General features: G+C 43.4%; 22 protein-coding genes. 20 read left to right on the top strand and 2 right to left on the bottom strand.

From position 1 onward, the window contains the following. The first annotated feature begins 98 nt into the window (after window positions 1-98). The 4 genes from rapA to CEW93_RS08430 all read left to right on the top strand — a co-directional run bounded on the left by rapA (window position 99) and on the right by CEW93_RS08430 (window position 5,455). On the top strand, window positions 99-2,951 hold the full coding sequence (rapA, locus tag CEW93_RS08445) for an RNA polymerase-associated protein RapA (RefSeq protein WP_089538520.1): 2,853 nt from the start codon (window positions 99-101) through the stop codon (window positions 2,949-2,951). A gap of 20 nt (window positions 2,952-2,971) precedes the next feature. Then, window positions 2,972-3,340 carry a 5-carboxymethyl-2-hydroxymuconate Delta-isomerase gene (locus CEW93_RS08440; protein WP_089538519.1) on the top strand — a complete coding sequence of 123 codons (369 nt, stop codon included), beginning with the start codon at window positions 2,972-2,974 and terminating at the stop codon, window positions 3,338-3,340. A 22-nt stretch (window positions 3,341-3,362) separates the two neighbouring features. Continuing rightward, complete coding sequence (locus tag CEW93_RS08435; protein WP_089538518.1) at window positions 3,363-4,856, top strand: YifB family Mg chelatase-like AAA ATPase; 1,494 nt, start codon at window positions 3,363-3,365, stop codon at window positions 4,854-4,856. A 92-nt stretch (window positions 4,857-4,948) separates the two neighbouring features. Continuing rightward, window positions 4,949-5,455, top strand: a complete 507-nt coding sequence (locus CEW93_RS08430) for a hypothetical protein (protein WP_089538517.1) — start codon at window positions 4,949-4,951, stop codon at window positions 5,453-5,455. A gap of 21 nt (window positions 5,456-5,476) precedes the next feature. Here CEW93_RS08430 and CEW93_RS08425 read toward each other — a convergent pair whose 3' ends face one another. Beyond that, window positions 5,477-6,166, bottom strand: coding sequence for a phosphoglycolate phosphatase (locus tag CEW93_RS08425; protein WP_089538516.1), 690 nt, complete (start codon window positions 6,164-6,166; stop codon window positions 5,477-5,479). 424 nt (window positions 6,167-6,590) lie between these two features. On the opposite strand from CEW93_RS08425, the gene CEW93_RS08420 reads away from it, so the two are divergent. Continuing rightward, entirely contained in the window at window positions 6,591-7,139 is a 549-nt protein-coding gene (locus CEW93_RS08420) for a porin family protein (RefSeq protein ID WP_089538515.1), read from the top strand. Window positions 7,140-7,244: 105 nt separating this feature from the next. On the opposite strand, the gene CEW93_RS08415 is transcribed toward CEW93_RS08420, so the two are convergent. Further along, a complete protein-coding gene (locus CEW93_RS08415; RefSeq protein ID WP_089538514.1) occupies window positions 7,245-8,726 on the bottom strand; it encodes a leucyl aminopeptidase in 1,482 nt (493 codons plus the stop codon). A 128-nt stretch (window positions 8,727-8,854) separates the two neighbouring features. Here CEW93_RS08415 and CEW93_RS08410 point away from each other — a divergent pair, with 128 nt between their 5' ends. The 15 genes from CEW93_RS08410 to lptG all read left to right on the top strand — a co-directional run bounded on the left by CEW93_RS08410 (window position 8,855) and on the right by lptG (window position 24,622). Continuing rightward, window positions 8,855-9,802: a LysR family transcriptional regulator gene (locus CEW93_RS08410; RefSeq protein WP_222432735.1), complete on the top strand. Its 948-nt coding sequence runs from the start codon at window positions 8,855-8,857 to the stop codon at window positions 9,800-9,802. A 261-nt stretch (window positions 9,803-10,063) separates the two neighbouring features. Continuing rightward, window positions 10,064-10,945 (top strand): methylisocitrate lyase, encoded by an 882-nt coding sequence (gene prpB / locus CEW93_RS08405; protein ID WP_089538513.1) that lies wholly within the window; start codon window positions 10,064-10,066, stop codon window positions 10,943-10,945. A gap of 149 nt (window positions 10,946-11,094) precedes the next feature. Continuing rightward, window positions 11,095-12,255 (top strand): 2-methylcitrate synthase, encoded by a 1,161-nt coding sequence (prpC, locus tag CEW93_RS08400; protein WP_089538512.1) that lies wholly within the window; start codon window positions 11,095-11,097, stop codon window positions 12,253-12,255. Between the two features lie 114 nt (window positions 12,256-12,369). Further along, window positions 12,370-12,843 carry a hypothetical protein gene (locus CEW93_RS08395; RefSeq protein ID WP_089538511.1) on the top strand — a complete coding sequence of 158 codons (474 nt, stop codon included), beginning with the start codon at window positions 12,370-12,372 and terminating at the stop codon, window positions 12,841-12,843. 173 nt (window positions 12,844-13,016) lie between these two features. Continuing rightward, window positions 13,017-13,619, top strand: coding sequence for a hypothetical protein (locus CEW93_RS08390; RefSeq protein WP_089538510.1), 603 nt, complete (start codon window positions 13,017-13,019; stop codon window positions 13,617-13,619). 32 nt (window positions 13,620-13,651) lie between these two features. After that, window positions 13,652-14,422 (top strand): trans-aconitate 2-methyltransferase, encoded by a 771-nt coding sequence (gene tam, locus CEW93_RS08385; RefSeq protein WP_089538509.1) that lies wholly within the window; start codon window positions 13,652-13,654, stop codon window positions 14,420-14,422. Between the two features lie 50 nt (window positions 14,423-14,472). Next, window positions 14,473-14,826: a hypothetical protein gene (locus tag CEW93_RS08380; RefSeq protein ID WP_089538508.1), complete on the top strand. Its 354-nt coding sequence runs from the start codon at window positions 14,473-14,475 to the stop codon at window positions 14,824-14,826. A gap of 31 nt (window positions 14,827-14,857) precedes the next feature. Then, window positions 14,858-17,443: a Fe/S-dependent 2-methylisocitrate dehydratase AcnD gene (gene acnD, locus CEW93_RS08375; protein ID WP_222432736.1), complete on the top strand. Its 2,586-nt coding sequence runs from the start codon at window positions 14,858-14,860 to the stop codon at window positions 17,441-17,443. 118 nt (window positions 17,444-17,561) lie between these two features. Beyond that, a complete protein-coding gene (locus CEW93_RS08370) occupies window positions 17,562-19,361 on the top strand; it encodes a hypothetical protein (protein WP_089538506.1) in 1,800 nt (599 codons plus the stop codon). 103 nt (window positions 19,362-19,464) lie between these two features. After that, window positions 19,465-19,662 carry a type II toxin-antitoxin system Phd/YefM family antitoxin gene (locus CEW93_RS08365; protein ID WP_222432734.1) on the top strand — a complete coding sequence of 66 codons (198 nt, stop codon included), beginning with the start codon at window positions 19,465-19,467 and terminating at the stop codon, window positions 19,660-19,662. Between the two features lie 163 nt (window positions 19,663-19,825). Next, window positions 19,826-20,059 (top strand): type II toxin-antitoxin system RelE/ParE family toxin, encoded by a 234-nt coding sequence (locus tag CEW93_RS11085; protein WP_370511948.1) that lies wholly within the window; start codon window positions 19,826-19,828, stop codon window positions 20,057-20,059. Window positions 20,060-20,217: 158 nt separating this feature from the next. Beyond that, entirely contained in the window at window positions 20,218-21,018 is an 801-nt protein-coding gene (locus tag CEW93_RS08355) for a cation transporter (RefSeq protein WP_089538505.1), read from the top strand. 26 nt (window positions 21,019-21,044) lie between these two features. After that, window positions 21,045-22,211 carry a 2-methylaconitate cis-trans isomerase PrpF gene (prpF, locus tag CEW93_RS08350; RefSeq protein WP_089538504.1) on the top strand — a complete coding sequence of 389 codons (1,167 nt, stop codon included), beginning with the start codon at window positions 21,045-21,047 and terminating at the stop codon, window positions 22,209-22,211. Between the two features lie 108 nt (window positions 22,212-22,319). Beyond that, complete coding sequence (gene lptF, locus CEW93_RS08345; protein WP_255504038.1) at window positions 22,320-23,528, top strand: LPS export ABC transporter permease LptF; 1,209 nt, start codon at window positions 22,320-22,322, stop codon at window positions 23,526-23,528. Next, window positions 23,528-24,622, top strand: a complete 1,095-nt coding sequence (gene lptG, locus CEW93_RS08340) for an LPS export ABC transporter permease LptG (protein WP_089538502.1) — start codon at window positions 23,528-23,530, stop codon at window positions 24,620-24,622. The genes lptF and lptG overlap by 1 nt, the downstream gene beginning before the upstream one ends.

Below are 24,622 nucleotides of genomic sequence, written 5' to 3'. Positions count from 1 at the left end.
TCTTAATAAAGAGTGGGGCGACTTAAAAAATTAAGTGTAAAAAGGTCTCATTTTTAGTAAAATAGACAGTTTATATAAAAATAAACAAAAGGTCAATCATGAATCAATTTGCCATAGGTCAGCGTTATCTCTCCGACACCGAAAGCAGTCTGGGGCTGGGGGTGGTCATTGATATGGACGAACGTTCTGTTCATATCCTGTTTCCCCAAAGTGATGAAACTCGTGTTTATGCCAAAGCATCTGCCTTGCTGTCTCGTGTGGTGTTTGGTGTAGGGGACGCCATTACTGACCAAGATGGCAATGAGTTTATTGTCGCTCATTGTGAAGAGATTGCCAATGTGATGAAATACCACCTAACTTGTGGTAAGACACTCATGGAGACCAGACTTGGGGCGAACATCACGCTGGCTAAGCCTTTGGAGCGACTTTTGGCGGGGCGTATTGAAAACAACGAATGGTATAATCTGCGTCAAGATGCGTTAATGCTGTCCGCCATACATTCACGCCACCCTTTGCGTGGGCTGATTGGGGCTAGGGTGGACATCATTGACCATCAGCTATATATCGCTCATGAAGTGGGCAAACGCCTTGCACCACGCGTGCTACTGGCGGATGAAGTGGGACTGGGCAAAACGATAGAAGCAGGACTGATTATTCATCAGCAGCTCATCACTGCTAAGGCAAAACGTGTGCTTGTTTTGGTGCCTGATAGCTTGCAATATCAATGGCTGATTGAGCTAAAACGGCGGTTTAATTTGGATTTTGCCATTTTTGATTTGGTGCGTACTGCATCTATCAAAGAACATAACCCCAATGAAAACGTCTTTGGCACAGAACAGCTCATCATTGCCAGTATTGATTTATTGCTTGACCATGCTGATTTGTATGAACAAGCTTACGCATCGGACTTTGATTTGTTGGTGGTAGATGAAGCTCACCATTTGGCATGGGACATGGATGTGGGCGGTAATGATAAATATGAGCTGGTGGAGAGTCTGGCAAGTGTGATTGATGGCGTGCTACTTTTGACCGCCACGCCTGAACAGCTTGGGGTGGAGAGTCATTTTGCCCGTCTAAGGCTGCTTGACCCGCACCGTTTTGATGATTTGGATGATTTTTTAGCCAGTCAAGATGCTTTTGCTGATGTGGCAAGTGTGGCAACAGTACTGATTGACAATCAACCTTTGAGCCAAAAACAAATCCAAGCCATCGCAGGGCTGATTGATTTTACATCAGATGAGTTGGCAAACATCAATGATGATGACCGTGTCCGTCAGCTTGTGCTTAATGAGCTGCTTGACCGCCACGGCACAGGGCGGGTACTGTTTCGCAATACACGTGATAGCGTGCAAGGATTTTTTGGGCGAGTGGCACGCCCTTATCCTTTACCGCTACCAACCGCTTGGCAAAACACCCTATACACACAGGGCAAACTGCGACAGCAGTTGTGGGGCGAAGAAAGCTCCCCTGATGGTTCATGGCTAGAAACTGACCCAAGAGTGCCGTGGCTGATGGGTTTATTAAAAGGTGAGCTAAAACACAAAAAAGTGCTACTGATTGCTCGTTCTGGGGCGACCATTGAAAGTTTGGAGATGGTGCTACGTTTGCATGCTGGCATTAAGACGGCGATTTTTACCGAGCAGATGAATCTGTTGGAGCGAGACCAAGCGGCGGCGTATTTTGCGGACACGCACGGAGCTCAAATTTTGCTATGTTCTGAGATTGGTTCAGAAGGGCGTAATTTTCAGTTTGCCCAAGATTTGGTGTTGTTTGATTTGCCTGCCAACCCTGACACCTTGGAGCAACGTATCGGACGGCTTGACCGCATTGGGCAAATTGCCCAAATCGTCATTCATGTGCCATTTATCATGAACACCGCCCAAGAACGCTTGTATCATTGGTATGACCATGCTTTAAACATTTTTAATCACATCAGCCCCACCGCCCAAACGGTGCAAGAACATTTTATTGCCCAGTTAAAGCCCCTATTAGAAGGGCAAGGCACGCCTGATGAGTTTGCGACTTTGGTGGCACAAGCGACTACGCTGCGTTTACAGTTGGAAGATGAGCTACAACAAGGGCGAGACCGTCTGTTGGAGTATAATTCATGTCGCCCCAGCGTGGCAACTCGCATTTGTGATGCAATGCATGAGCTTGATAAAACGCCACTTTTGCCAGTATTTTTAGCAAATTATTTAGAAGCAGCAGGCGTGGATTATAGCGTGCAACGAGATGGCTCATGGGTGATACATCCCATTGATGCCAGTCAAAGCGAGGGCACAGGTGTGGATGCTTTGCCGATTGATGAAGAAGGCATGACTTTGACCTTTGACCGCAAACAAGCATTGGTTCGTGAAGACATTGCTTATATGACTTTGGAGCACCCACTCATCACCAGTATCATTGAGATGATAAAAACAGGCACCTTTGGCAACACCCAAGTTGCTTTGCTTCGCTCATCTGCCATACCCCAAGGCACACTGATGGTGGAAAGTCAGTTTCGTGTGGAGGTTGTTGCTCCGAGTCATCTTAATTTATCTGCATATTTGTCAAAACAAGTCATCAGAGTGCTGATTGCTGAAAATGGCAGTGATTTGACAAACGTTGCCACCACCGAAAAACTGTTGCCACTCATAGAACGCCTTGACAAAACCAAAGCCCGCCAAGTCATCAAAGCCCGCCAAACGCTCATCAGTGAGCTATCTAAGCGAGCCAAAAGCTTGGCAGGCGGACAGCTTGCTGATATTGGGCAGCTTGCCAGCAGTCAGTTTGGCGAATATATGGACAAAGAGATTGGCAGATTGCAACGACTACAAGCCATCAATCCTAATGTTCGTGATGATGAGATTAAAGCATTGTACGACATGAAAACCCAAGGGCTGTCTGCATTTAGTCATCTGTCACTGGTGCCTGACAGCGTGCGAGTGTTGGTGGCGGTCAAGCCGAATTAGTACACATAACAAGGAACATCATGCCACATTTGACCTTAGAAGTTTCTAAACATTTGCCCATTGCAGATGAAACAGAGTTGCTACTTAAACTCAATACTGCTTTATACCAAAGCGGTCAATTCAAACACAGCAAAGACATCAAAAGTCGCTTGTATCGCACTGATGGTTACCTGATTGGTTTTGGTAATGATGGCACACACCAAGACGGCGAGCATTTTGTTGTGGCTCATTTGTGTATTTTAAAAGGTCGCTCTGATGAGATTAAGGCGAAGTTGGTGGGGTGTGTCATGGCGACTTTGCAAAATTACATCAGCCCCCATGTGGCAGGCGTGCAATATGCGGTGAATTTGACCGAACTTGCAGACGTTTACCAAAAAGCGATTGTATAAATTTTAACATGATAAGTATCCCATGAGTTTTGCCCAAGTCCATACTCGCTCCGTCATTGGTTTGGTTGCACCTGCTGTTACGGTAGAAGTGCATATTTCACAAGGTTTGCCCGCTTTGACGATTGTGGGTTTGCCAGAGACCAGCGTACGTGAAAGCAAAGACCGTGTACGTTCAGCGATTATTAATAGTGGTTTTGATTTTCCAAATCGGCGTATCACCATCAACCTTGCCCCTGCTGATTTGCCCAAAGATGGTTCACGGCTTGATTTGCCGATTGCCATTGGGATTTTGTCAGCCAGTGGTCAGATTGATGCAAGCGTGCTCGATGATTTTGAGTTTGTTGGCGAGCTCGCTTTAAATGGTGATTTGCGTGGCGTAACAGGAGTTTTGTCAGTGGCTTGTGCGATAAAGTCAAGCCGTACGTTGTTTGTGCCTAAATCTAATGCAGATGAAGCACTGCAAGCGATGGATGCCATTGTGTTGGGAGCGGATAATCTGACACAAGTATGTCGCCATTTAAATGCTGTCTGTGGCATGGGCAGTGCTGATGATAAACTTGCTCCTACGCCCAAACCAACCAAAAAAGCCCTGCCAGTTTATGCTTTGGATTTGGCTGATGTAAAAGGTCAGCACCACGCAAGACGAGCTTTGGAGATTTGTGCCACAGGCGGACATTCCATGCTATTTAAAGGCTCACCTGGTTCTGGTAAAACGCTCATGGCAAGCAGATTGCCAAGCATATTGCCACCGTTGAGCGATGATGAAGCCCTAGAAGTGGCGAGCATTTATTCGGTGGCAGGCGTGGCGTATCAGTTTGGTGTGCGACCGTTTCGTTCTTGTCATCATACCATGAGTGCTGTGGCACTGTCAGGTGGTGGCTCACGACCTAAGCCCGGAGAGATTTCTTTGTCTCATCATGGCGTTTTATTTTTAGATGAATTGCCTGAATTTGACCGTAAAACCCTAGAAGTCATGCGTCAGCCCTTAGAAGCCAAAGAGATTGTGATTAGTCGTGCTAACAGTCAAGTGGCATATCCCGCCAATTTTCAACTGGTGGGGGCAATGAATCCATGCCCATGTGGCTATCATGGCGACCCGTCAGGTCGTTGCAGCTGCAAACCTGAGCAAATCAAACGCTACCAAGACAAACTGTCAGGACCATTGCTTGACCGCATTGATTTACACGTTCATGTGCCTGCTTTGCCGATAGATGACCTACAAAATGCCCCACAAGGCGAATCATCTGCTGTCGTGCGTCATCGTGTGATAACAGCAAGGCAAATCGCCATAGACCGCCAAGGCAAAGCCAACAGCGAGCTTTTGCCAAGTGAGATTGACCGCTTTATTCCCCTTGGCGTTGCCCAAAAACAACTATTAGCCACTGCCCAAACACGGCTAAATCTGTCTGCTAGAAGCTACCATCGTGTGTTAAAAGTTGCTCGTACCATCAGCGATTTGGCAGGGGAAGAGCAGGTGGGCGTGTCGCATTTGGCAGAAGCACTCAGCTACCGCTGATTGACAAAAATTAACAATATCATCACACCAACTGATAAATTTTTGCCATAAAATAAAAATACCGCCAAATTACCCAACAAAAGGAGTGGTTTATGAAGTTGTTAAAAGCAATGGTCGTTGCTAGCATTGGTTTGGGGCTTGGTCAGATGGCGTTAGCAGGTGCCAGCGAGTATGATAATGTCAAACTGCCTTGTGCCATTTTAAAAGACGGCAAGGTACTCAAACAACAAATCTGTCTGGCAAGTGGCTTTGAGCATGGTAATATGTATGGTGGTGGTTATGGTTGGAGTTTTAACGTACAAGGCTATGGTAAAATCCGCTTAGATGCTGGCACAACATTTAAGACAGATGCTAATGATGAGCTGATGGTTGATAAGCACGGAGAAGCCATCGAAGATGAATCATGGACAAATTTAAATGGCAAACCTGCCAACATCAGACTGCGTATGCCAAAGACTTTTGTGCTGTTAAATGAAGCCCAAGAAAACCAGTACTATGAAGGTGAGTTAAATATACGACCTTATACTTGTTGGTATTTTAGCCAAAAAACCCACATGGCATTTGATGAAGTGTGCTATTTTGATGACAGATACTTATGATAAAAGGGCGATTTGCCCTTTTTATTTGACCAAATTTTGTAAGATAAAATCCACCAATACCCCAAACTCATCAAATACCGCATCAGGATTGCTATCAGCGATGGGCTTGCCATAATTATAGCCATAGCTAAGTGCCAGTGCGGTCATGCCTGCTGATTTGCTTGCTTGTATGTCATTGACCGAATCGCCAACCATCACCGCTTGTGCTGTGCCTATATCTAGGCTGTTGCAGATGTGCAAAAGTGGGGCGGGGTCGGGCTTTTTGGTAGGCAGGCTATCACCCCCTAGCACACAAGCAAATTTATCTGTCCAACCCATATTTGTCAAAATCTCTGGCACAAAAGCAATCGGTTTGTTGGTGGCAATCGCCAGTATCAGTCCTGCTTGTCTGAGTCTGTCCAGCCCCATACTGACGCCTTGGTATTCGCACGTTTTATGGGTTTTGATGTGGGTTTGGTAAGCGGTCAAAAACAGCTGATGTGCCTGTTTTAACGCATACATGTCGGTTGGCAGTCCTGCCCATGCCAATGCTCGCTCGGTCAGTTTTAAAGAGCCATTGCCCACCCAAGTACGCACTTGCTCTGTGTCAGCAGCGTTTGCCCCAAGTGTGGCTAACATTTGGTTAGTTGCCACTGACAAATCAGGCACGCTATCAATCAATGTGCCATCTAGGTCAAAAATGATGAGTTTTTTGGGGGATTGAACAACCATGCTTGCTCCTAAATCGTCAATAAGAATGTAACAGCCCAGTTTATAAATGCCTTTAATTTGTAACAAAAAATGTCAAACTTGGGTCATGTTGGGTGAATTTTTCTAAAATTTTTTAATCAACATACTTGTTTGATGATGACCTGCTCGTTTTTAATCAAAAATCAAAGAAAAACTGACCTATTTTACGTTATTTTTGGAGAAATACGCAATTTTTGCGTAATGTTTGGCTTATTTTGCAATAATAGAGCGGTCTTTGTAATAATTTGGCGAATTTTTGGGCGAAAAAGTTGTAATCTTTGCAAAACTTTACATATTCATCTATAAAGACGCACAATTTTTAAGAAATATTTTGTTACTATAAATCCATCAACAAAACGATGGCTTGCCATCACAACTCGGTGCTTGCACCATTTAGGAGAAGAAGATGAAAACTCTAACAAAAGCAATCCTAGCTCTAACTGCTGCATCAGTCATGACGCTAAGTGCTAATGCTAAGATTAGCTATGGCAATGCAGGTGAGCCTTATGTGGGTGTTAAAGCAGGTCAGTTTGACATTGACCGCATTCAAGGTCATAAAGGTGATTTGACTGCTTATGGTGTTTATGGTGGTTACAACTTTGACCAAAATCTTGGTATTGAAGCAGAGTATCAAGGTGCTGACAGCGATAAATATAAATTTAATGGCACTGAATACGAACTAAAAGCCAAAACTTATGGTGCTTATGGCACTTACCGTTATCAGTTTGCGAACACGCCTGTCTATGTGAAAGGTAAACTGGGTGTGGCAAAAACCGAAGTCAAAGACAAAAGTATCAGTGATAACAGTTACAGCCACGAAACTGATAAAACCAGCCTAGCAGGTGGCGTGGGTGTCGGCTTTAAACCAACCAAAAACTTAGGTGTAGAAGCTACTTATAACTATCTAAACTCTGATGCAAGTGTCTGGGGTGTGGGTGCTCACTTGGCATTCTAAGCAGATGGTTATATAATACCAAAAAAAACAGTCATGAAATCATGGCTGTTTTTTTTGTGTGTGATAAAAATAAAAAGCGACAACATCAGTCATCGCTTTTTAAGGTTAGATTTGGCTGTATAGATAGCTCATCAATAAAGGCACAGGACGACCTGTTGCTCCTTTATTTTCACCACTTTGCCATGCTGTGCCTGCGATGTCTAAGTGGGCCCATGCTTGGTTGTCTTTGATAAAGCGTTTTAGAAAACACGCCGCCGTTACTGAGCCGGCTTCACGTCCACCGATGTTTTGCACATCAGCGATGGGGGATTTAAGCTGTGCGTCATAGTCATCATCTAGGGGCATTTGCCACACAAGGTCGCCCGATGTTTCGCTGGCTTGTTGTAGGGCAAACAAAGTGTCTTCATCATTGGTGTATAAACCTGAACGCACGCTACCTAAGGCAATCACGCACGCCCCTGTCAAAGTGGCAGCATCAATGATGGTGCGTGGTGTGTAGGTATCTTGGGTGTAGCATAGGGCATCACACAGCACCAAGCGACCTTCGGCATCAGTATTTAAAATCTCAACACTCATGCCATTCATGGCGACTGCGACATCTCCGGGACGAGTGGCTCTGCCTGATGGCATATTTTCAGCACAAGCCAATACCACCACGATATCAAGGGGAAGTTTGGCTTCACAAGCTGCCTTAATCGTGCCAAGCATACCAGCAGCTCCGCCCATGTCAAATTTCATCTCGTCCATGCCAGCAGCAGGTTTTAAAGAAATTCCCCCTGTGTCAAAGGTGATGCCTTTACCAACAAGGGCAATGGGATTTTTTAGCTTGCCTTTTTTCTTGTTTGATTTGCCAAAATACTCAATCACCACAAGCTGACCTTCTTGTTCTGAGCCTTTGGATACCGCCAAAAAACAGCCCATGCCAAGTTTTTGCATCTCTTTTTCGCCAAGTACCTGAACATTCACGCTGTCAGCATGGTCTTTGCCAAGTTGTTTGGCGATTTTGGCGACATGACTTGGGGTGCAGATATTGGGTGCTTCGTTGGCAAGGGTGCGAGCCAAACTTTGACCAACAAAGGTCGCTTGGGTCAGCTCCAAAACCTGTGCGTAATCATTATCGGCTTGATTATTGATAAAGGTGATTTGGCTGATGGTGTCTTTGTTGGGTTTTTCGCTTTGATAGCCAAAGTGGTAGCTTGCTCCAAGCAGGCTTAATACAAACTGCCCAAAGTGTTTTTGGCAAATGGTATCACCCCATAAAATCACCGCTTTTTTGGCAGATTTGATGGCGGCGTAGGTGGGCTTACCAAGTTTTTTGATGTTGTTTGCCAGTTTGTCTAATGCACCCACACCGACAACCGTCAAGGGATAGCCGCTATCTAAGGCGTGGTCGCTGACTGTACTGCCTAGTGTGCCTTTAAAGGCGGACGCTTTAATAAGAGCATTGGCACGGCTGATATGCTCGCCATCTAGGTTGCCTAAAATCTTACCGTCTTTGTCAGCAAATAGCACTAGGTGGGGGGGATTTTTGGTGGCTTTTGGATTAAACGTGTCTAAAACACTCAAAGTCAGGGGGGATTTTGACATACAAACTCCTGTTTGCAGATAAAAAGGGATTGTTTGGATTTTAGCATATTTTGGGGCGTTGGTGTGATAAATTGGGGCGTAAATTTGCCAATAGTTGTGATAAAATGACCAAAAACAATGAGACTCAAATGACTATCTCTCTTGACCAACTGACCGCATTTATTGAGCTGGCTCACACAGGCAATGTTTCACAGACCGCCCACGCTCTAAACATCTCACAGCCCACGCTTTCACGCCACATCTCCCAACTTGAAAGCAGGCTTGGTGTGGCACTGTTTGACCGCCATCATCGCCCCATGAGATTGACGGATGCAGGGTGGTTTTTTTTGGAGCATATCACACCAAGCCTAGATGACATTAAACAAACCATCACATTAACCCAAAATTTTAACAGCAAAAAGACGGACGTATTAACCATTGGTTTTGTTGCTTCGGTGCTGTATGGACTGCTGCCAAAAATCGTGGCAACCTTAAAACAGCACGCCCAAAATTTAGACGTGCGGTTGATGGAGATTGGCTCTGATGAACAAGTCTATGCCCTAAAATCAAGTAAAATTGATGTGGGATTTGGGCGATTTGCGTGCCATGACCGCTTTATCCATCAGATATTTTTGCGAGATGAACGCCTCGTGGTCGCTTTACCCCACACGCACCCTTTGGTAAAAAACAAGACGCCCCTAAGTTTGTCTGAGTTGTTAGAAGAGACGATAATTTTGTATCATCGCACGCCTTTAACGCTTGCTCCTGACCACAGTCAAGACCCGATTTTGCATTTATTTTATACACACCATTTGACGCCCACAAAGACCACCAAAGCCCGTGATATTCAGATTGCTTTGGGCTTGGTGTCAGTCGGTGTGGGGATTACCATTGTTCCTGATGGTTTAAAAAGCATCCGCAGTGAAGAGCTATGTTATCGTCCCATCAGCCATTTTCATGCCACATCACCCATTTATCTAAACACCAAAGCGTCCGACCCGCACCCTCACATCAAAGCACTGCTACACGCCGTGTATGCGGTATATGATGAACAAAACATTAGCTACAAAAAGATGGCATATTCAGCAAATTTGTAACAAAACATTTCAATTTATCAAGAGTAATTCTCAATATCTCTGAAAACTATGCAGATTTTTTATAAAACATCTCATATATTATGTAAAATTTCTTATTTAATATGCAAAAAACAAATAGTATCAAAGATTTTTTGCTTGCATTTGTGTATTTTTTAACCAAAATTTTTACAAGACAAACCCATCATTTATCGTTATACTAAACCCATCATGCTCACAGCAACTTGATAAAATATTTGGTTAAAAGTTTTAAGGATAATCGCCATGAGTAATCAATCCGCAGGTTTGCGTTTTCGCCAAGCTGTTGCCCAATCCAACCCTTTAGCTGTTGTTGGCTGTGTTAATGCCTACTTTGCTCGCCTTGCGACTGCCAGTGGTTTTAAAGCCATTTATCTGTCAGGCGGTGGTGTGGCGGCTTGCTCAAACGGCATTCCTGATTTGGGCATTACTACCATGGAAGATGTGCTGATTGATGCTCGCCGTATCACGGACAATGTTGATACGCCTTTGCTTGTGGATATTGATGTGGGTTGGGGTGGGGCGTTTAACATTGCACGCACCATTCGTAACTTTGAGCGAGCAGGCGTGGCGGCGGTACATATTGAAGACCAAGTTGCCCAAAAACGTTGTGGACACCGCCCCAACAAAGCCATCGTTGCCAAAGATGAAATGGTGGACAGAATCAAAGCAGCAACAGATGCTCGTGTGGACGAAAATTTTGTCATCATGGCTCGCACTGATGCCCTAGCGGTGGAAGGTTTGGAGTCTGCCATAGAGCGTGCGGTGGCATGCGTGGAAGCTGGAGCGGACATGATTTTCCCCGAAGCCATCACTGACCTTGCCATGTATAAACAATTTAGCGAAGCGGTGGGCGTGCCTGTGCTTGCCAACATCACCGAATTTGGGGCAACGCCACTTTATACACAACAAGAGCTTGCTGATAATGGCGTGTCGCTTGTGTTATATCCGCTGTCATCATTTAGAGCGGCAAGCAAAGCAGCCCTTAATGTTTATGAAGCCATCATGAGAGATGGCACGCAGGCAAATGTGGTGGATAGCATGCAAACTCGTGCTGAATTGTATGACTTCTTGGGTTATCATGATTTTGAGCAAAAGTTAGATAATTTATTTGCCACTAAAAAATAACCAATATTGCCCTTGCGTGCTTTGGGCAAATCTTTTACAATCATTCTGTGAATGGGTGTTTTATTTTAAAATGCACCCTTTAACAATCATCTGGATTATCGCCAGTATTAATTTTAATACCAGCCCACCTGTCAAACAAGGAGTTTATCATGACAGACCAAACCACCACCCAAGCCCCCACCTTCAAACCCAAAAAGTCCGTTGCGCTCTCTGGCGTGCCAGCCGGCAATACTGCCCTGTGTACCGTTGGTCGCTCAGGCAATGACTTGTCTTATCGTGGATATGACATTTTGGATTTGGCAAAGCATTGTGAGTTTGAAGAAGTGGCACATCTCTTAATTCATGGTCATTTGCCCAACAAATTTGAGCTTGCTGCCTACAAAGCCAAACTCAAATCTTTGCGTGGCTTGCCCATTCGGGTGATTGAAGTGTTAGAAAGCCTACCTGCTCACACGCACCCCATGGACGTGATGCGTACGGGCGTGTCCATGCTTGGCTGTGTGCACCCTGAGCGTGAAAGCCAGCCTGCCAGTGAGGCTCGTGATATCGCTGACAAACTCATTGCATCTCTTGGCTCTATGCTACTGTACTGGTATCAATACAGCCATAATGGCAAGCGTATCTCCGTTGAAAGCGAAGAAGACAGCATTGGTGGACATTTTTTGCACATGCTCCACGGCAAACGCCCAAGCGAGTCGCACATCAAAGCCATGCACATCTCACTTATCCTATATGCTGAGCATGAGTTTAATGCGTCCACCTTTACCAGTCGTGTGATTGCTGGCACAGGCTCGGACATTTACTCGTGTATCACAGGCTCTATTGGGGCTTTAAAAGGTCCAAAACACGGTGGTGCTAACGAAGTGGCGTACGACATTCAAAAACGCTATCGCAATGCGGACGAAGCAGAAGCTGACATTCGTGAGCGTATCGCCAAAAAAGAAATCATCATTGGCTTTGGACACCCTGTTTATACCATCAGCGACCCACGCAACGTAGTCATTAAACAAGTTGCCAAAGACTTATCGGCTGAGACTGGTGATATGCGTTTGTTTGACATTGCTGAGCGTTTAGAGACCTTGATGTGGGATGAGAAAAAAATGTTCCCCAACCTTGACTGGTTTAGTGCGGTCAGCTATCAAAAACTTGGTGTACCGACAGCGATGTTTACCCCCTTGTTTGTGATTAGCCGTACGACTGGTTGGTCAGCTCATGTGTTAGAACAACGTGCTGATGGCAAAATTATCCGTCCATCTGCCAACTACACAGGTCCTGATGATTTGGCGTTTGTGGAGATGGAAAAACGCTAATAAAAAAATGGGCTACTCAACACAGGGTAGCCTATTTTGGCTATAAGTTGTTTTGATTGGCTGGCAAACACCTAATTTTCTGTGTCTTGACTTGGTTTTAATATTTAAACTGATATGCAAGTAGAGATTTTAACATACGATGATTTTAAAAAAATCCTATACCGAAATGAAGATGGCATAGCTCAACGAGTTTTGATTTTAGATTTGAATGACAATGTCATTCAAGATGAAATGTGTGAATATGACAGTCAAGGCAAACAAGTTGCAGATGTTGTTTTTGCTTCGGATTATATTACCATCATTGGCATGAGAAAATATACAGATAATGGCAGTGAAGATTATCGCTTGATAGATGGGAAATTGTGTTTGGTGCAAACCAGAAAGAGCGAATGGCTAGACCCCGACACCGCCAAAACTGGCTTTTATGATAATCAAGGTCAATTGGTTGGTTATAATATCGCCCAGCGTGATGCCGATGAAAGCATTGGTATGATAAGCACAGGCTGGTTTGATAAATATGGCAATGAAATGGATTTGTTTAATCCACCTTATGAATTTAAATCTTTAAAAGAATATTCGGATTATTAGCTTTGCTAATGAAACTTGTGTTTTAATGTTTGTTTGGTGGGTTTGTCAAAATAACTGACAAACACAGTTTAACTTAAATTATCTGTTAATTTTATAATTGTGGTTTGGTGATTAAGTACAAAGCCAACAAACCTGCTACAATCAGCACTTTTAATCAATTTGATGAGTAATGTATGAAATCTTTTTCTTATCCTGTGCTGATGGCGTGTGTGTTATCACTAGTTTTGCCCTTGATGGCGTGTGCCAAACAGCCCCAAACCAAAACCAAGCACACACCGCCACCGATTGACAAAATCGGGCAGCTGCGTTTGGCAAACAATCTTGACCGTGATGATGGCTATTGTTTGGATATTTTAGGCTCTGGCAAGTACGTTCGTTTTGATATGCCGATGACGGTGCATAATTGCAAACCCGGCTTGTACGAAGATGAAGCGGTAACATGGCAAGCGGACGGCAAAATCCGCTTTCCTGCTTATAACGCCTGTGCCACCGCCGCAGGGGTCAATCAAAGCGTACTGGCTGGGGCGGCGGTCATGCCACGAGCGTGTGGTGAGCGTAGTCCGTTTTTGGAGAGCCAATATTTACAGCATTTTAACTATCGTGAGGATGGACGTATTGAGCTTGTTGGCTCTGGGCTTTGCTTAACAGCAGGGGCGGATTCTGATGCCACCTTTGACCCAAGCCATCGCTGGCGAACCTTGTCCATGCAACCATGCCAAAATGCCCCTTTGGCACAGTCGCAGTGGGTGTTTTATGAAGTTACACAGCCACGCTGATAATGGATTTAGATTTGACAATAGGAGTGATGATGAACGACTGGAACGCCAAACAATACAGCAAATTTTTACAAGAACGCACTCGCCCTGCCAAGGAGCTACTGGCTTTTATCGCTCATCATCAGGCGCGTTTTATCACCGATTTGGGCTGTGGTCCTGCCAATAGCACCGAGCTTTTGTACAAAAACTGGTCAGATGCTCACATTATCGGTGTAGACAGCTCCCCAGACATGATAAAAACCGCCCAAGCCAGATTGCCACAAGTTAGCTTTATCCAAGCTGATTTTCATCAGTGGCAGGCAGATACGCCCCAAGATGTGATTTTTGCTAATGCGTCTTTGCAGTGGTCGCCTAACCAGCGTGAACTGTTGCCTAGGTTGGTGGCAAATTTGGCAGATGGTGGCGTGCTGGCGGTGCAAATGCCCGATAATTTAAATGAGCCATCGCACCGTTTGATGCGTGATGTTGCCAATCATCCCAAATGGCGTGCCAAGCTGTCCGATGTGGCGGTGCGTCCTGTGATGTTGGGCGTTGATGATTATTATGGCGTTTTGACACAAGCAGGCTGTGGTGTGGATATTTGGCGTACCACTTATTATCATGTGTTACCAAGTGTGGCAAGTATTGCCCAGTGGTTTGGCAGTACGGCAATGCGTCCGTATTTGGCAAAGCTTGATGATGACCAACAGCAATCGTTTATTGATGAGTATGTGCAGGCACTTAGTCAAGCCTATCCCACTCAAGCGGATGGCTGTATTTTATTGGCATTGCCAAGGCTGTTTGTGGTGGCGACCAAGCGTTAAACATCGTAAATTTTAAATGCCAGTCATGATTTAAATAAAGAAAATAAAATATGTCGTTATGTAGCTTAATCATCAGCAAACAATCAATAGATGACATCAGTAAAGACAGATATCACAAACATGAGCTGATTTATGCAGACGGTAAAAGTGAGACGTATGTGTATGGACGCATGGGCGGCAATGTCTTGTCGCAATCGCAAACAGTTTTAACGTCTTATCATCAATTTTTATTAAAAATCCATCAAATGTCATCGCCGATTTTTGTCATCATTGATGAATTGACACATCAGCAAAGTGAGTTAGATTTGGCAATGGAAAAAATACGACTGCTAAATACCCAAAGCAAGACAGCCCTGCCCATAGATATGCCAATAGATTATGGCAAAATTTATTTTGTAAACTAAGTTTATTAACCACGGAGTAGCCAATATGACAGTGAATAGCCAATACCGTAAACCCCTACCTAACACCGAGCTTGATTATTTTGACACCCGTCAAGCCATCAATGACATCACGCCAAACGCTTATGACAAACTGCCTTATACATCACGCATTTTGGCAGAGCAACTGGTGCGAAAAGTGAGCGATAAAGACGAACTCACCACCGCGTTAAAACAAATCATCAACCGTGAACGCACGTCCGATTTTCCTTGGTATCCTTGCCGTGTGGTGTGTCACGACATTTTGGGGCAAACCGCCCTTGTGGATTTGGCAGGTTTGCGAGACGCCATCGCTGAGCAAGGGGGCGACCCAAGCAAGGTCAATCCTGTGGTGCAGACCCAGCTGATTGTAGACCATTCACTTGCGGTGGAGCATGGTGGTTATGACCCTGACGCTTTTGCCAAAAACCGTGCCATTGAAGACCGCCGAAATGATGACCGTTTTCATTTTATCAACTGGACAAAGACCGCCTTTGAGAACGTGGACGTAATCCCTGCTGGCAACGGCATTATGCACCAAATCAACTTAGAGAAAATGTCGCCTGTGGTACAAGTCAAAGACGGCTTGGCTTATCCTGATACTTGTGTGGGCACAGACAGCCACACGCCCCACGTGGACGCTTTGGGCGTGATTAGTGTGGGCGTGGGCGGACTAGAAGCCGAATGCGTCATGCTTGGCTTGCCATCCATGATGCGATTGCCTGACATTGTCGGCGTGCATTTAACAGGTAAAAGACAGGCAGGCATTACCGCCACTGATATTGTGCTTGCTTTGACCGAGTTTTTGCGTAAAGAGCGTGTCGTTGGGGCGTATGTGGAGTTTTTTGGTGAAGGGGCGAGCGATTTATCCATCGGCGATAGAGCCACGATTTCCAACATGACCCCTGAATACGGAGCGACCGCAGGGTTGTTTTACATTGACCAGCAAACTATTGATTATCTAAGATTGACAGGACGTGATGATAAACAGGTGAAACTGGTTGAAACTTACGCCAAACATACAGGACTGTGGGCGGATAGCCTAAAAACAGCAGAGTATGAGCGAGTTTTGAGCTTTGATTTATCTAGCGTAACTCGCAACATCGCAGGTCCAAGCAATCCGCACGCTCGTGTCTCAACGGCTGATTTAAAAGCAAAAGGCATTGCAGGCGTGGTAGAAAACCGTACTGATGGACTGATGCCTGATGGGGCGGTGATTATCGCAGCGATTACCTCTTGTACCAATACATCAAACCCACGCAATGTCGTAGCCGCTGCCTTACTTGCCAAAAAGGCGAACGAGCTTGGTTTAACTCGCAAACCTTGGGTCAAATCGTCCTTTGCCCCCGGCTCAAAAGTGGCGGAAATTTATCTAAAAGAAGCCAATTTGTTACCTGAGCTTGAAAAATTGGGCTTTGGTATTGTCGCCTTTGCTTGTACCACTTGTAATGGCATGAGTGGTGCCTTAGACCCTAAAATCCAACAAGAAATCATTGACCGTGATTTGTACGCCACCGCCGTATTATCAGGCAACCGCAACTTTGACGGACGCATTCACCCTTATGCCAAACAAGCCTTTTTGGCAAGCCCACCGCTGGTGGTCGCTTATGCCATTGCAGGGACAATCCGCTTTGACATTGAAAAAGACGTGCTTGGCGTGGTGGACGGCAAAGAAATTCGCCTGATTGACATCTGGCCAAGCGACGAAGAAATTGACGACATTGTCGCCAAATACGTCAAGCCTGAACAGTTCCGTGAAGTTTACATTCCGATGTTTAACCTTGACCGCAGTCAAAAGGCGGATAGCCCACTGTATGACTGGCGATCCATGTCCACCTACATTCGCCGTCCGCCGTATTGGGAAGGGGCACTCGCTGGCGAGCGTACCTTAAAAGGCATGCGTCCTTTGGCGATTTTGCCTGACAACATCACCACCGACCATTTGTCGCCATCAAACGCCATTTTGCCAAGCTCGGCGGCGGGTGAATATTTGGCAAAAATGGGCTTGCCCGAAGAAGATTTTAACAGCTATGCCACCCACCGTGGCGACCATTTGACCGCTCAGCGTGCCACCTTTGCTAACCCCAAACTGTTTAATGAAATGGTCAAAAATGATGACGGCACCACCCGTCAAGGCTCGCTGGCTCGTGTTGAGCCTGACGGCAAAGTCATGCGTATGTGGGAAGCGATTGAAACCTATATGAATCGCAAACAGCCACTGATTATCATTGCCGGAATGGACTATGGACAAGGGTCAAGCCGAGACTGGGCAGCAAAAGGCGTACGTTTGGCAGGCGTGGAAGCCATTGTGGCAGAAGGCTTTGAACGCATTCACCGCACCAATTTGATTGGTATGGGCGTGTTGCCTTTGCAGTTTAAGGGCGGCACGACTCGCCACACGCTTGGACTTGATGGCACCGAAACTTATGACGTGGTTGGTGAGCTTGCCCCACACTGTGAGATGACTTTGGTTATCAATAAGCGTGATGGTGATGTGGTCAAAGTGCCTGTAACTTGCCGCCTAGACAGCGATGCCGAAGTCAAGACTTATAAAGCAGGCGGGGTGTTACAGCAATTTGCGGGGGAGTTTTTGAAGGGGTGAGCAATCTAAAATAGATGTTTAAAAAGGCGTAATTTTTACGCCTTTTTATAAATAAGTTTATAGTTACAGAGTATTGGCTGTGCTAAAATATGTCAAAACCAAATCATTAGGGATTTTTATGGAAAAGCAAGAATTGGTCGATTTTCTATTAACTGTTGATAAGCAATATGTGGATGAATTGGTAGACATACTCACCGACTTTGGTAATGGTAGAATTGCCCTAAACTCTACGGTTAAAGATGTGCTTTTGAGAGAGAAAAGCAACACACCTATGTATCATAAATCAGCCATAGAATTATTGGTAGATGAATTTTACAAATTTGCAGGCAATACAATCATGAATCAGTTTACAGACAATAATGTCTCGTATAGCAAAATTTTTAATGAGATATACACAAAGTATATTGTTTTTCGAAAAGTTAGTTTGATAATTGCAGAAAGAATCAATTTTTCAAATATATTTAATCTGAAAAAATCCTTAATAGAAAAAACATTTAAGGATTTGATTGAAATTAATGATAAAAAATCTTTGAATGAAAAAGAAAATGATTTATTATTAAGTTGTTTTGATAATAATTATTTATCACTAGATTTTTCAAAAAGATTTGAAAAAATTTCTAATTTTCAAAGGAAAAATTATAAAAATTTGGAGGAGTTATTAAATATACCATTTCTAGGAAAATTATTATCAACCATCATAGAAATAGAAATAATGGCATTTACAGACGGTGCTAGTGCTGATAGAATAACTTTGCCTTTTATATTTCAAATAATTTGGTTAAAGAAAAAATACCAAAAATATAATAAAATTGAATATAGTGAAGTTAAAGATTTGTTGGTAAATGAATCGCAAGAATCAGTTATAAATATCCGCTATTTTACAGGAGATATTGATAATAATAAAATGAAAGAAAAGTTGGATAAAACAAATATTACGGCATTGAATCAAATGTTTGGTAATTTACCAACAGCAATCATTAAGCATGAAACCATGAATAACAATTATGCTGTTTTAAATATTAGCTTGGATAAATTAACATCTGCAAAAGATGGTCATGGTTTGCGTGGTATGGTTCATGGATATAATCAAGATGGGCATTTTGGTATTTTAGAAAATGTAAGGATTTTTCAACCAGATAATTTGACAACTATGGTTAATGCCAATCTTGTCATGGGTTTCGCCTCAACGATTTTAGCACAAAAACATTTGGCGGATATTAGTCAAAAGTTAGATGAAATTGCATCTTTGGTAAATAAAGTTTTTAAATTTCAAGAAGATGAAAGAAATGCCAAAATAATATCAGCATATAAAGATTGTCATCGCATATTTACAGTGATTAGAGAAGGTAAGAATATCCCTGATTCTGAAAAAATATCGTTAAAAAATCATTATACAATAATTGCCGGTATTTATGAGCATTTAAAGGTAGATTTAAAAGTTTTATCTAATGAAATTATATCAATTAAATTTGATACTTTTTTCAATAGGAATAATACCAAAGATTTGGAAAAAATTTATGAAAAATTTAATAAATTTAAAGATTATTTTCAGCAAAATATCATGTGTCTAGATACAATTTATACCATAAATTATTTATTGGAAAAGTTGGAAAAAGACCAAGATAATTATTATTTTGATATAACAAAAGATTTTGTTTTAGAATCGAGAAATTATTTTAATGGATTATTTGAAAACCTAGAAAATCATATTAAATTAATTAAAAATAATAGTAAATCAATCACGAATTTTGATTCAACAGACAAAGCAAACCAAGTATTTTTTCAAAGCAGAACTTATGAAATAAAACAATTTAAAGAATTTCTTTTGGAAAGAGAAAAAGGCTTAAATCAAATTGGCGATGTATCCATGAAAGTTTTAATTGAGGATGGTAAGATTAAAGAAGCTGAGTTTTTGTAAAATTAAGATTGGTTTGTAAAATGATTTAATAAACCAAAAAGCTATACTAAAATTAGCAATAAATTTCAACCAAAATTAGGGAAATTATGCAACCTTTATACGCATGCCAATCACCAGTATTTCTGAAATCAAACGTAATCCATCCGCCTTAATTGAACAAGCAATGGGCGAACCAATTGTGATTGTAAATAACAACACGCTATCAGCCTATCTTGTACCTAGTGAAACTTTTGAAAAAATGATGGAGTTATTGGATGGTATTAAGCTTAATCGCTTGTGTGATGAACGAACAAAGGATTGAATAAAGCTGTTTCGGTAACGCTAGATGAATTGTGAAGCGATGACTTTTGAGCTTAAATTTATACCGCAAACTCAAAAAGAATGGTGAAAACTTGCTCCCAATATCAAACTCAATTTGCTAAAAAATTGGCTGAACGCCCAGAAAATCCATATGTACCATCAGCATGATTATCAGGCAGTATCAATCGCTAAAAATCAAGCTAAAAGCTATTGGTTATCATTTGGTTTATGAAGTGATTGATGAGGTGCTGGTGGTCTATGTGATTGCCGTTGGTAAGCGAGAGCATAACTTGGCACATCAGGCGATAGCTAAACGTACTGTTGGCGAGCAAAATGGTGTGGATAATCAGGGTAAAGATGGTCAAAATAATGATAATGTTAAAACAGTTAAGGAGTAGCTATGCAAACATCAGTCAAAGCCACCTACATGCGTGGCGGTACTTCCAAAGGTAAATTTTAACCTAATCAATTTACTCAAACCATCCAAAAATTACCAAGCAGCAATATAAACACAGATTTATTTGAGCCAACCTAATCAAAACAAGGCACTAAATAGATGAAAAAGACCATTTTTAACATTGCCAAAATGGACTGCCCGTCCGAAGAGCAACTCATTCGCATGCGTTTAAAAGATGTATCTGATATTTATGAATTACAGTTCGATATTGCTGGGCGGTGCTTAACCGTCTATCACGATAATCAAGATACAACGATTTTACAAGTACTTGAACCGCTTAATTTTGATAGTCATATCATTTCCACCGAAGTGATTGTTGATAAGATAGTGTTTAATAAGCCTGATGAGCACTTAGAAAAAAGATTATTATATCAAGTGCTCATGATTAACTTTGTATTTTTTATCATAGAGTGTTCGGTTGGTATTTTTGCTAATTCTATGGGGCTGATTGCTGATAGTTTAGATATGCTGGCGGACAGCTTTGTCTATATATTGGCGCTATCAGCCATTGGTATGACGCTGGCGTATAAAAAACGTGTGGCATTTTTGGCGGGGATAACGCAGATAATATTGGCGTTATTTGGGGTGATAGAAGTGATTAGGCGTTTTATCGGTGCTGAGCAGCTGCCCAATTATCAACTGATGATTGGCACGGCATTTTTGGCATTGATTGCAAACTGGCTGTGCTTATATCTACTGAGCAAAAATCAAAATAAAGAAGCCCATATCAAAGCCAGCATGATTTTTACATCCAATGACATTATCATCAATATCGGTGTGATAGCGGCGGGAGCATTGACGTTATTGACTCATTCTAGCTATCCTGATTTAATCATTGGCATGATTGTCTTTGTCATTGTATTATTTGGTGCCAGAAATATTTTAAAATTGGCAAAATAATTCATTTCACCAGCAAAGGAGTTTTTATGCAAACATCAGCCAAAGCCACCTACATGCGTGGCGGTACTTCCAAAGGTGCATTTTTTAAACTATCCGACTTACCCGAGCCTTGCCAAGTGGCAGGGCAAGCACGAGATAACTTTTTGTTGCGTGTCGTTGGCAGTCCTGACCCCTACGGCAAGCAAATTGATGGACTGGGCAATGGCTCATCAAGTACGTCCAAAGTGGTGATTTTATCCAAGTCAGACCAAGCCGACCACGATGTCAATTATCTGTTTGGGCAAGTGGCGATTGACAAGCCAATGATTGACTGGTCGGGCAACTGTGGCAATCTCACCGCGGCGGTTGGCTCATTTGCCATCATGAACGGCTTGGTGGATAAAGCCAAAATCCCTGATAACGGCATTTGTGAAGTCAAAATTTGGCAACAAAACATCAGCAAAACCATCATCGCCCACGTGCCTATCACCGATGGTCAAGTACAAGAAACTGGCGATTTTGAGCTAGACGGCGTAACTTTCCTCGCCGCAGAAGTTAAGATTGAATTTATTGACCCTGTGGACGCTGATGGCGATATGTTTCCCACTGGCAATTTGATTGACCACCTTGCCGTGCCTGATGTGGGCGAGTTTGACGTAACCTTTATCAACGCAGGCATTCCCACCATCTTTTTGCGAGCATCTGATTTGGGTTTTACAGGCACAGAGCTACAAAAAGACATCAATACCAATAGCGAAATTTTAGCCAAATTAGAAAAAGTGCGTGCCTATGGTGCGGTGCAAATGGGTTTGATTTCAGATGTGAAAGAAGCTGAGACACGCCAGCACACACCCAAAATCGCTTGGGTGGCACCTCCCACCGACTACACAGCGTCTAGCGGTAAACAGGTCAAGGCAAGCGAGATTAACCTTTTAGCACGAGCGATGAGCATGGGGCAACTGCATCATGCGATGATGGGAACGGCAAGCGTGGCGATTGGTACGGCGGCAACCATTGTGGGAACGATTGTCAATGAAGCGGCAGGCGGACAAGCCTTATCTGAGGTGCGTTTTGGACACCCATCAGGTACGTTACTGGTTGGTGGTCAGTCTGAGTGCGTGGACGGCAAATGGCTTGCCAAAAAGGTGTCTATGAGCCGAAGTGCAAGACGGCTGATGACGGGTGAAGTGTGGGTGCCAGCCGATAGTTTTTGATACACCGTCAGTCAAATAAAACCGCTCTTTTGGGCGGTTTTTTGTATGAATTTTTAAAAGTAACGTAAAATTTGTTATAATAAATGATTTATTTGTTGGAAATGGGTTGTGATTTTACGCCGTTATATGATAAATCAAGTTGCCATGACTACCGCCCTTGTGCTGGGGTTTTTGGTAGTCATGCTCTTGGGTGGGCGTTTGATACGCTACTTTGGTATCGCTGCCGAAGGTGGGCTAGATGTGGGCGTGTTATGGACGCTCATTGGTTACAATCTGCCCTACTTTTTGGAGCTGATTTTACCCTTGTCGTTTTTTATTGGGCTAATGCTTGTTTTTGGCAGAATGTATGCTGACCATGAAATGGCGGTGTTAAATGCAGGGGGTATCAGCCGTGGGGCATTGTCAAGACAGATTTTGCCGTTGGTGATGATTGTGTTTATCATACATGGTTTGATTGTGCTTGTAGGTAAACCGTGGGGCGTGGCAAAGGCGACAAATTTATGGCAAGAGCAGTCGGTGGTGGAGATTTTTGAGTTGATACGCCCAAAACAGTTTATCAGCAGTGGTGATTATCATTTGTATGTTGGCGAAGTGGGCGAAAACAAAGATTATCTCAAAGACGTGATTGTCATCAGCATGAATGGCAAAGGCTCACTGATAGAAACTCCCGCCAAAAAAGACAACGTAGATGATATTTCAGGCACCCAAACCACTGATTTAACTGATAAAATCCCCAAAGCATTCATCAGCCAAAAGGACGCCATCATCTATGCCAAATCCGCCACCCAAGTAGATAGCGATGATGGTGTGGTGCGTTTGGATTTGCATGAAGGTCGCCGATACGAAGTGGACAGCCAGACCCGTGAATACAGTCAAGTGGGTTTTGGGCGGTATCGTATCAGCTTGGTGGCAAATACAGACAAAGACCCAAAATCCATGAAAATAGAAGGCGTGCCTACCACAGAGCTTTTTGTTCGCACTGATGATGATGCTTATGCTGAGCTGGGTTATCGTTTGTCTTTACCATTTTTGATACTGATTGCTGTGCTGCTTGCCACACCGCTTGCCACTGTACGCCCCCGTCAAGGTAGGTGGCTCAAACTTATCCCTGCGATTTTTATTTTTGTGGCAAATGTTTTGATACTCATCTCTTTAAAAGAAACCATCAGCAAAGGCAAAATCGGTGTTTGGGTGTATCCTGTGGCGGTATTGGCGATGATGATGTTTGCGGTTTATTTGAATTATCATGAACACCTGATGGCAAGACTTAGGCTGTCTGCTCACACCCAGGCAGATAAAGCAACAGGAGCGATGTGATGGGAATTTTACCACGTTATGTGATACGCTCAGCATTGTTGGCAATGGTGGGGGCGGTGGTCGGATTGTGGCTGTTGCAGATGGTGTTTGCGTATCTGTCTGAGCTTGAAAATCTGTCAGATACTTATACTTTTGTTCATGCTTTGCAATTTATTTTGTATCGCTCACCTTATTTTTTGGTGCAGTTTATCCCCACAGGGGCATTACTTGGGGCGGTAATAGGGCTCGGGCTATTGGCGGGCAACAGTGAGCTGGTGGTCATGCGAGCAGGTGGGGTGAGCATTTATCGGATTATTGGTTGGACGATGTTGCCAGCTTTTTTGTTTGTGTTGGTATCACTTGGGATAAACCAGTTTATTTTGCCAATTACCAATCAAAAAGCATCCGCCATTGCCGGTCATGTCGCTGATACCAAGCTGATTTCAGTACAAGGCTATTGGACAGTAAACAGTCAAGATGATGGCATGGACATTACTTATATCAGTTATGCGGACAACACAGGCAAACTGGGGCAAACCAAACGCTATCATTTGGACAATCATGCCAATCTTACCCATGCACTCACCGCCCAAACAGGTGAATACCAGCATACATACCAAAGCAAAAACCAAGATGGCTACACATGGCGGCTAAATAATGTCAGTCAAATCACCATTGATGGGGCAGGGGTGGTGCGTGAACATCAAGACAGCAGTCAGCTTGCTTTGTCAATTGCTCCAACAGATGTGCATTTATTAACCACAGATGCCGATGATTTGTCGCTGTCGGATTTGTATGCTCACCAAAGACTCATGCGTGAGCAAGGTGGGCGGTCGCTTCGTCATGAGCTTGCGTTTTGGCAAAAGCTATTGTCCCCCTTTGCGGTGCTGTCGCTTGTGTTGGTAGCATCGTCCTTTGTGTTTGGGTCGCTTCGCTCACAAGGCTTAGGCATTCGTGTGGTGATGGCACTTTTGACAGGGTTGCTATTTAGTTATTTGACAGATTTATCGGGCTTTGTGGCATTAGCAAGTGGCATATCGCCTTTGGTGATGGCAATTTTGCCCATTTTAGTGAGTGCTTTGTTTGGAATGTGGTTTTTACAAAGACGTCAATAA

Source organism: Moraxella sp. VT-16-12 (assembly GCF_002224245.2).
Lineage (GTDB): Bacteria > Pseudomonadota > Gammaproteobacteria > Pseudomonadales > Moraxellaceae > Moraxella.
The sequence above is the reverse complement of the archived record's forward strand: the minus strand, read 5'-3'. Positions and strand labels throughout refer to the sequence as shown.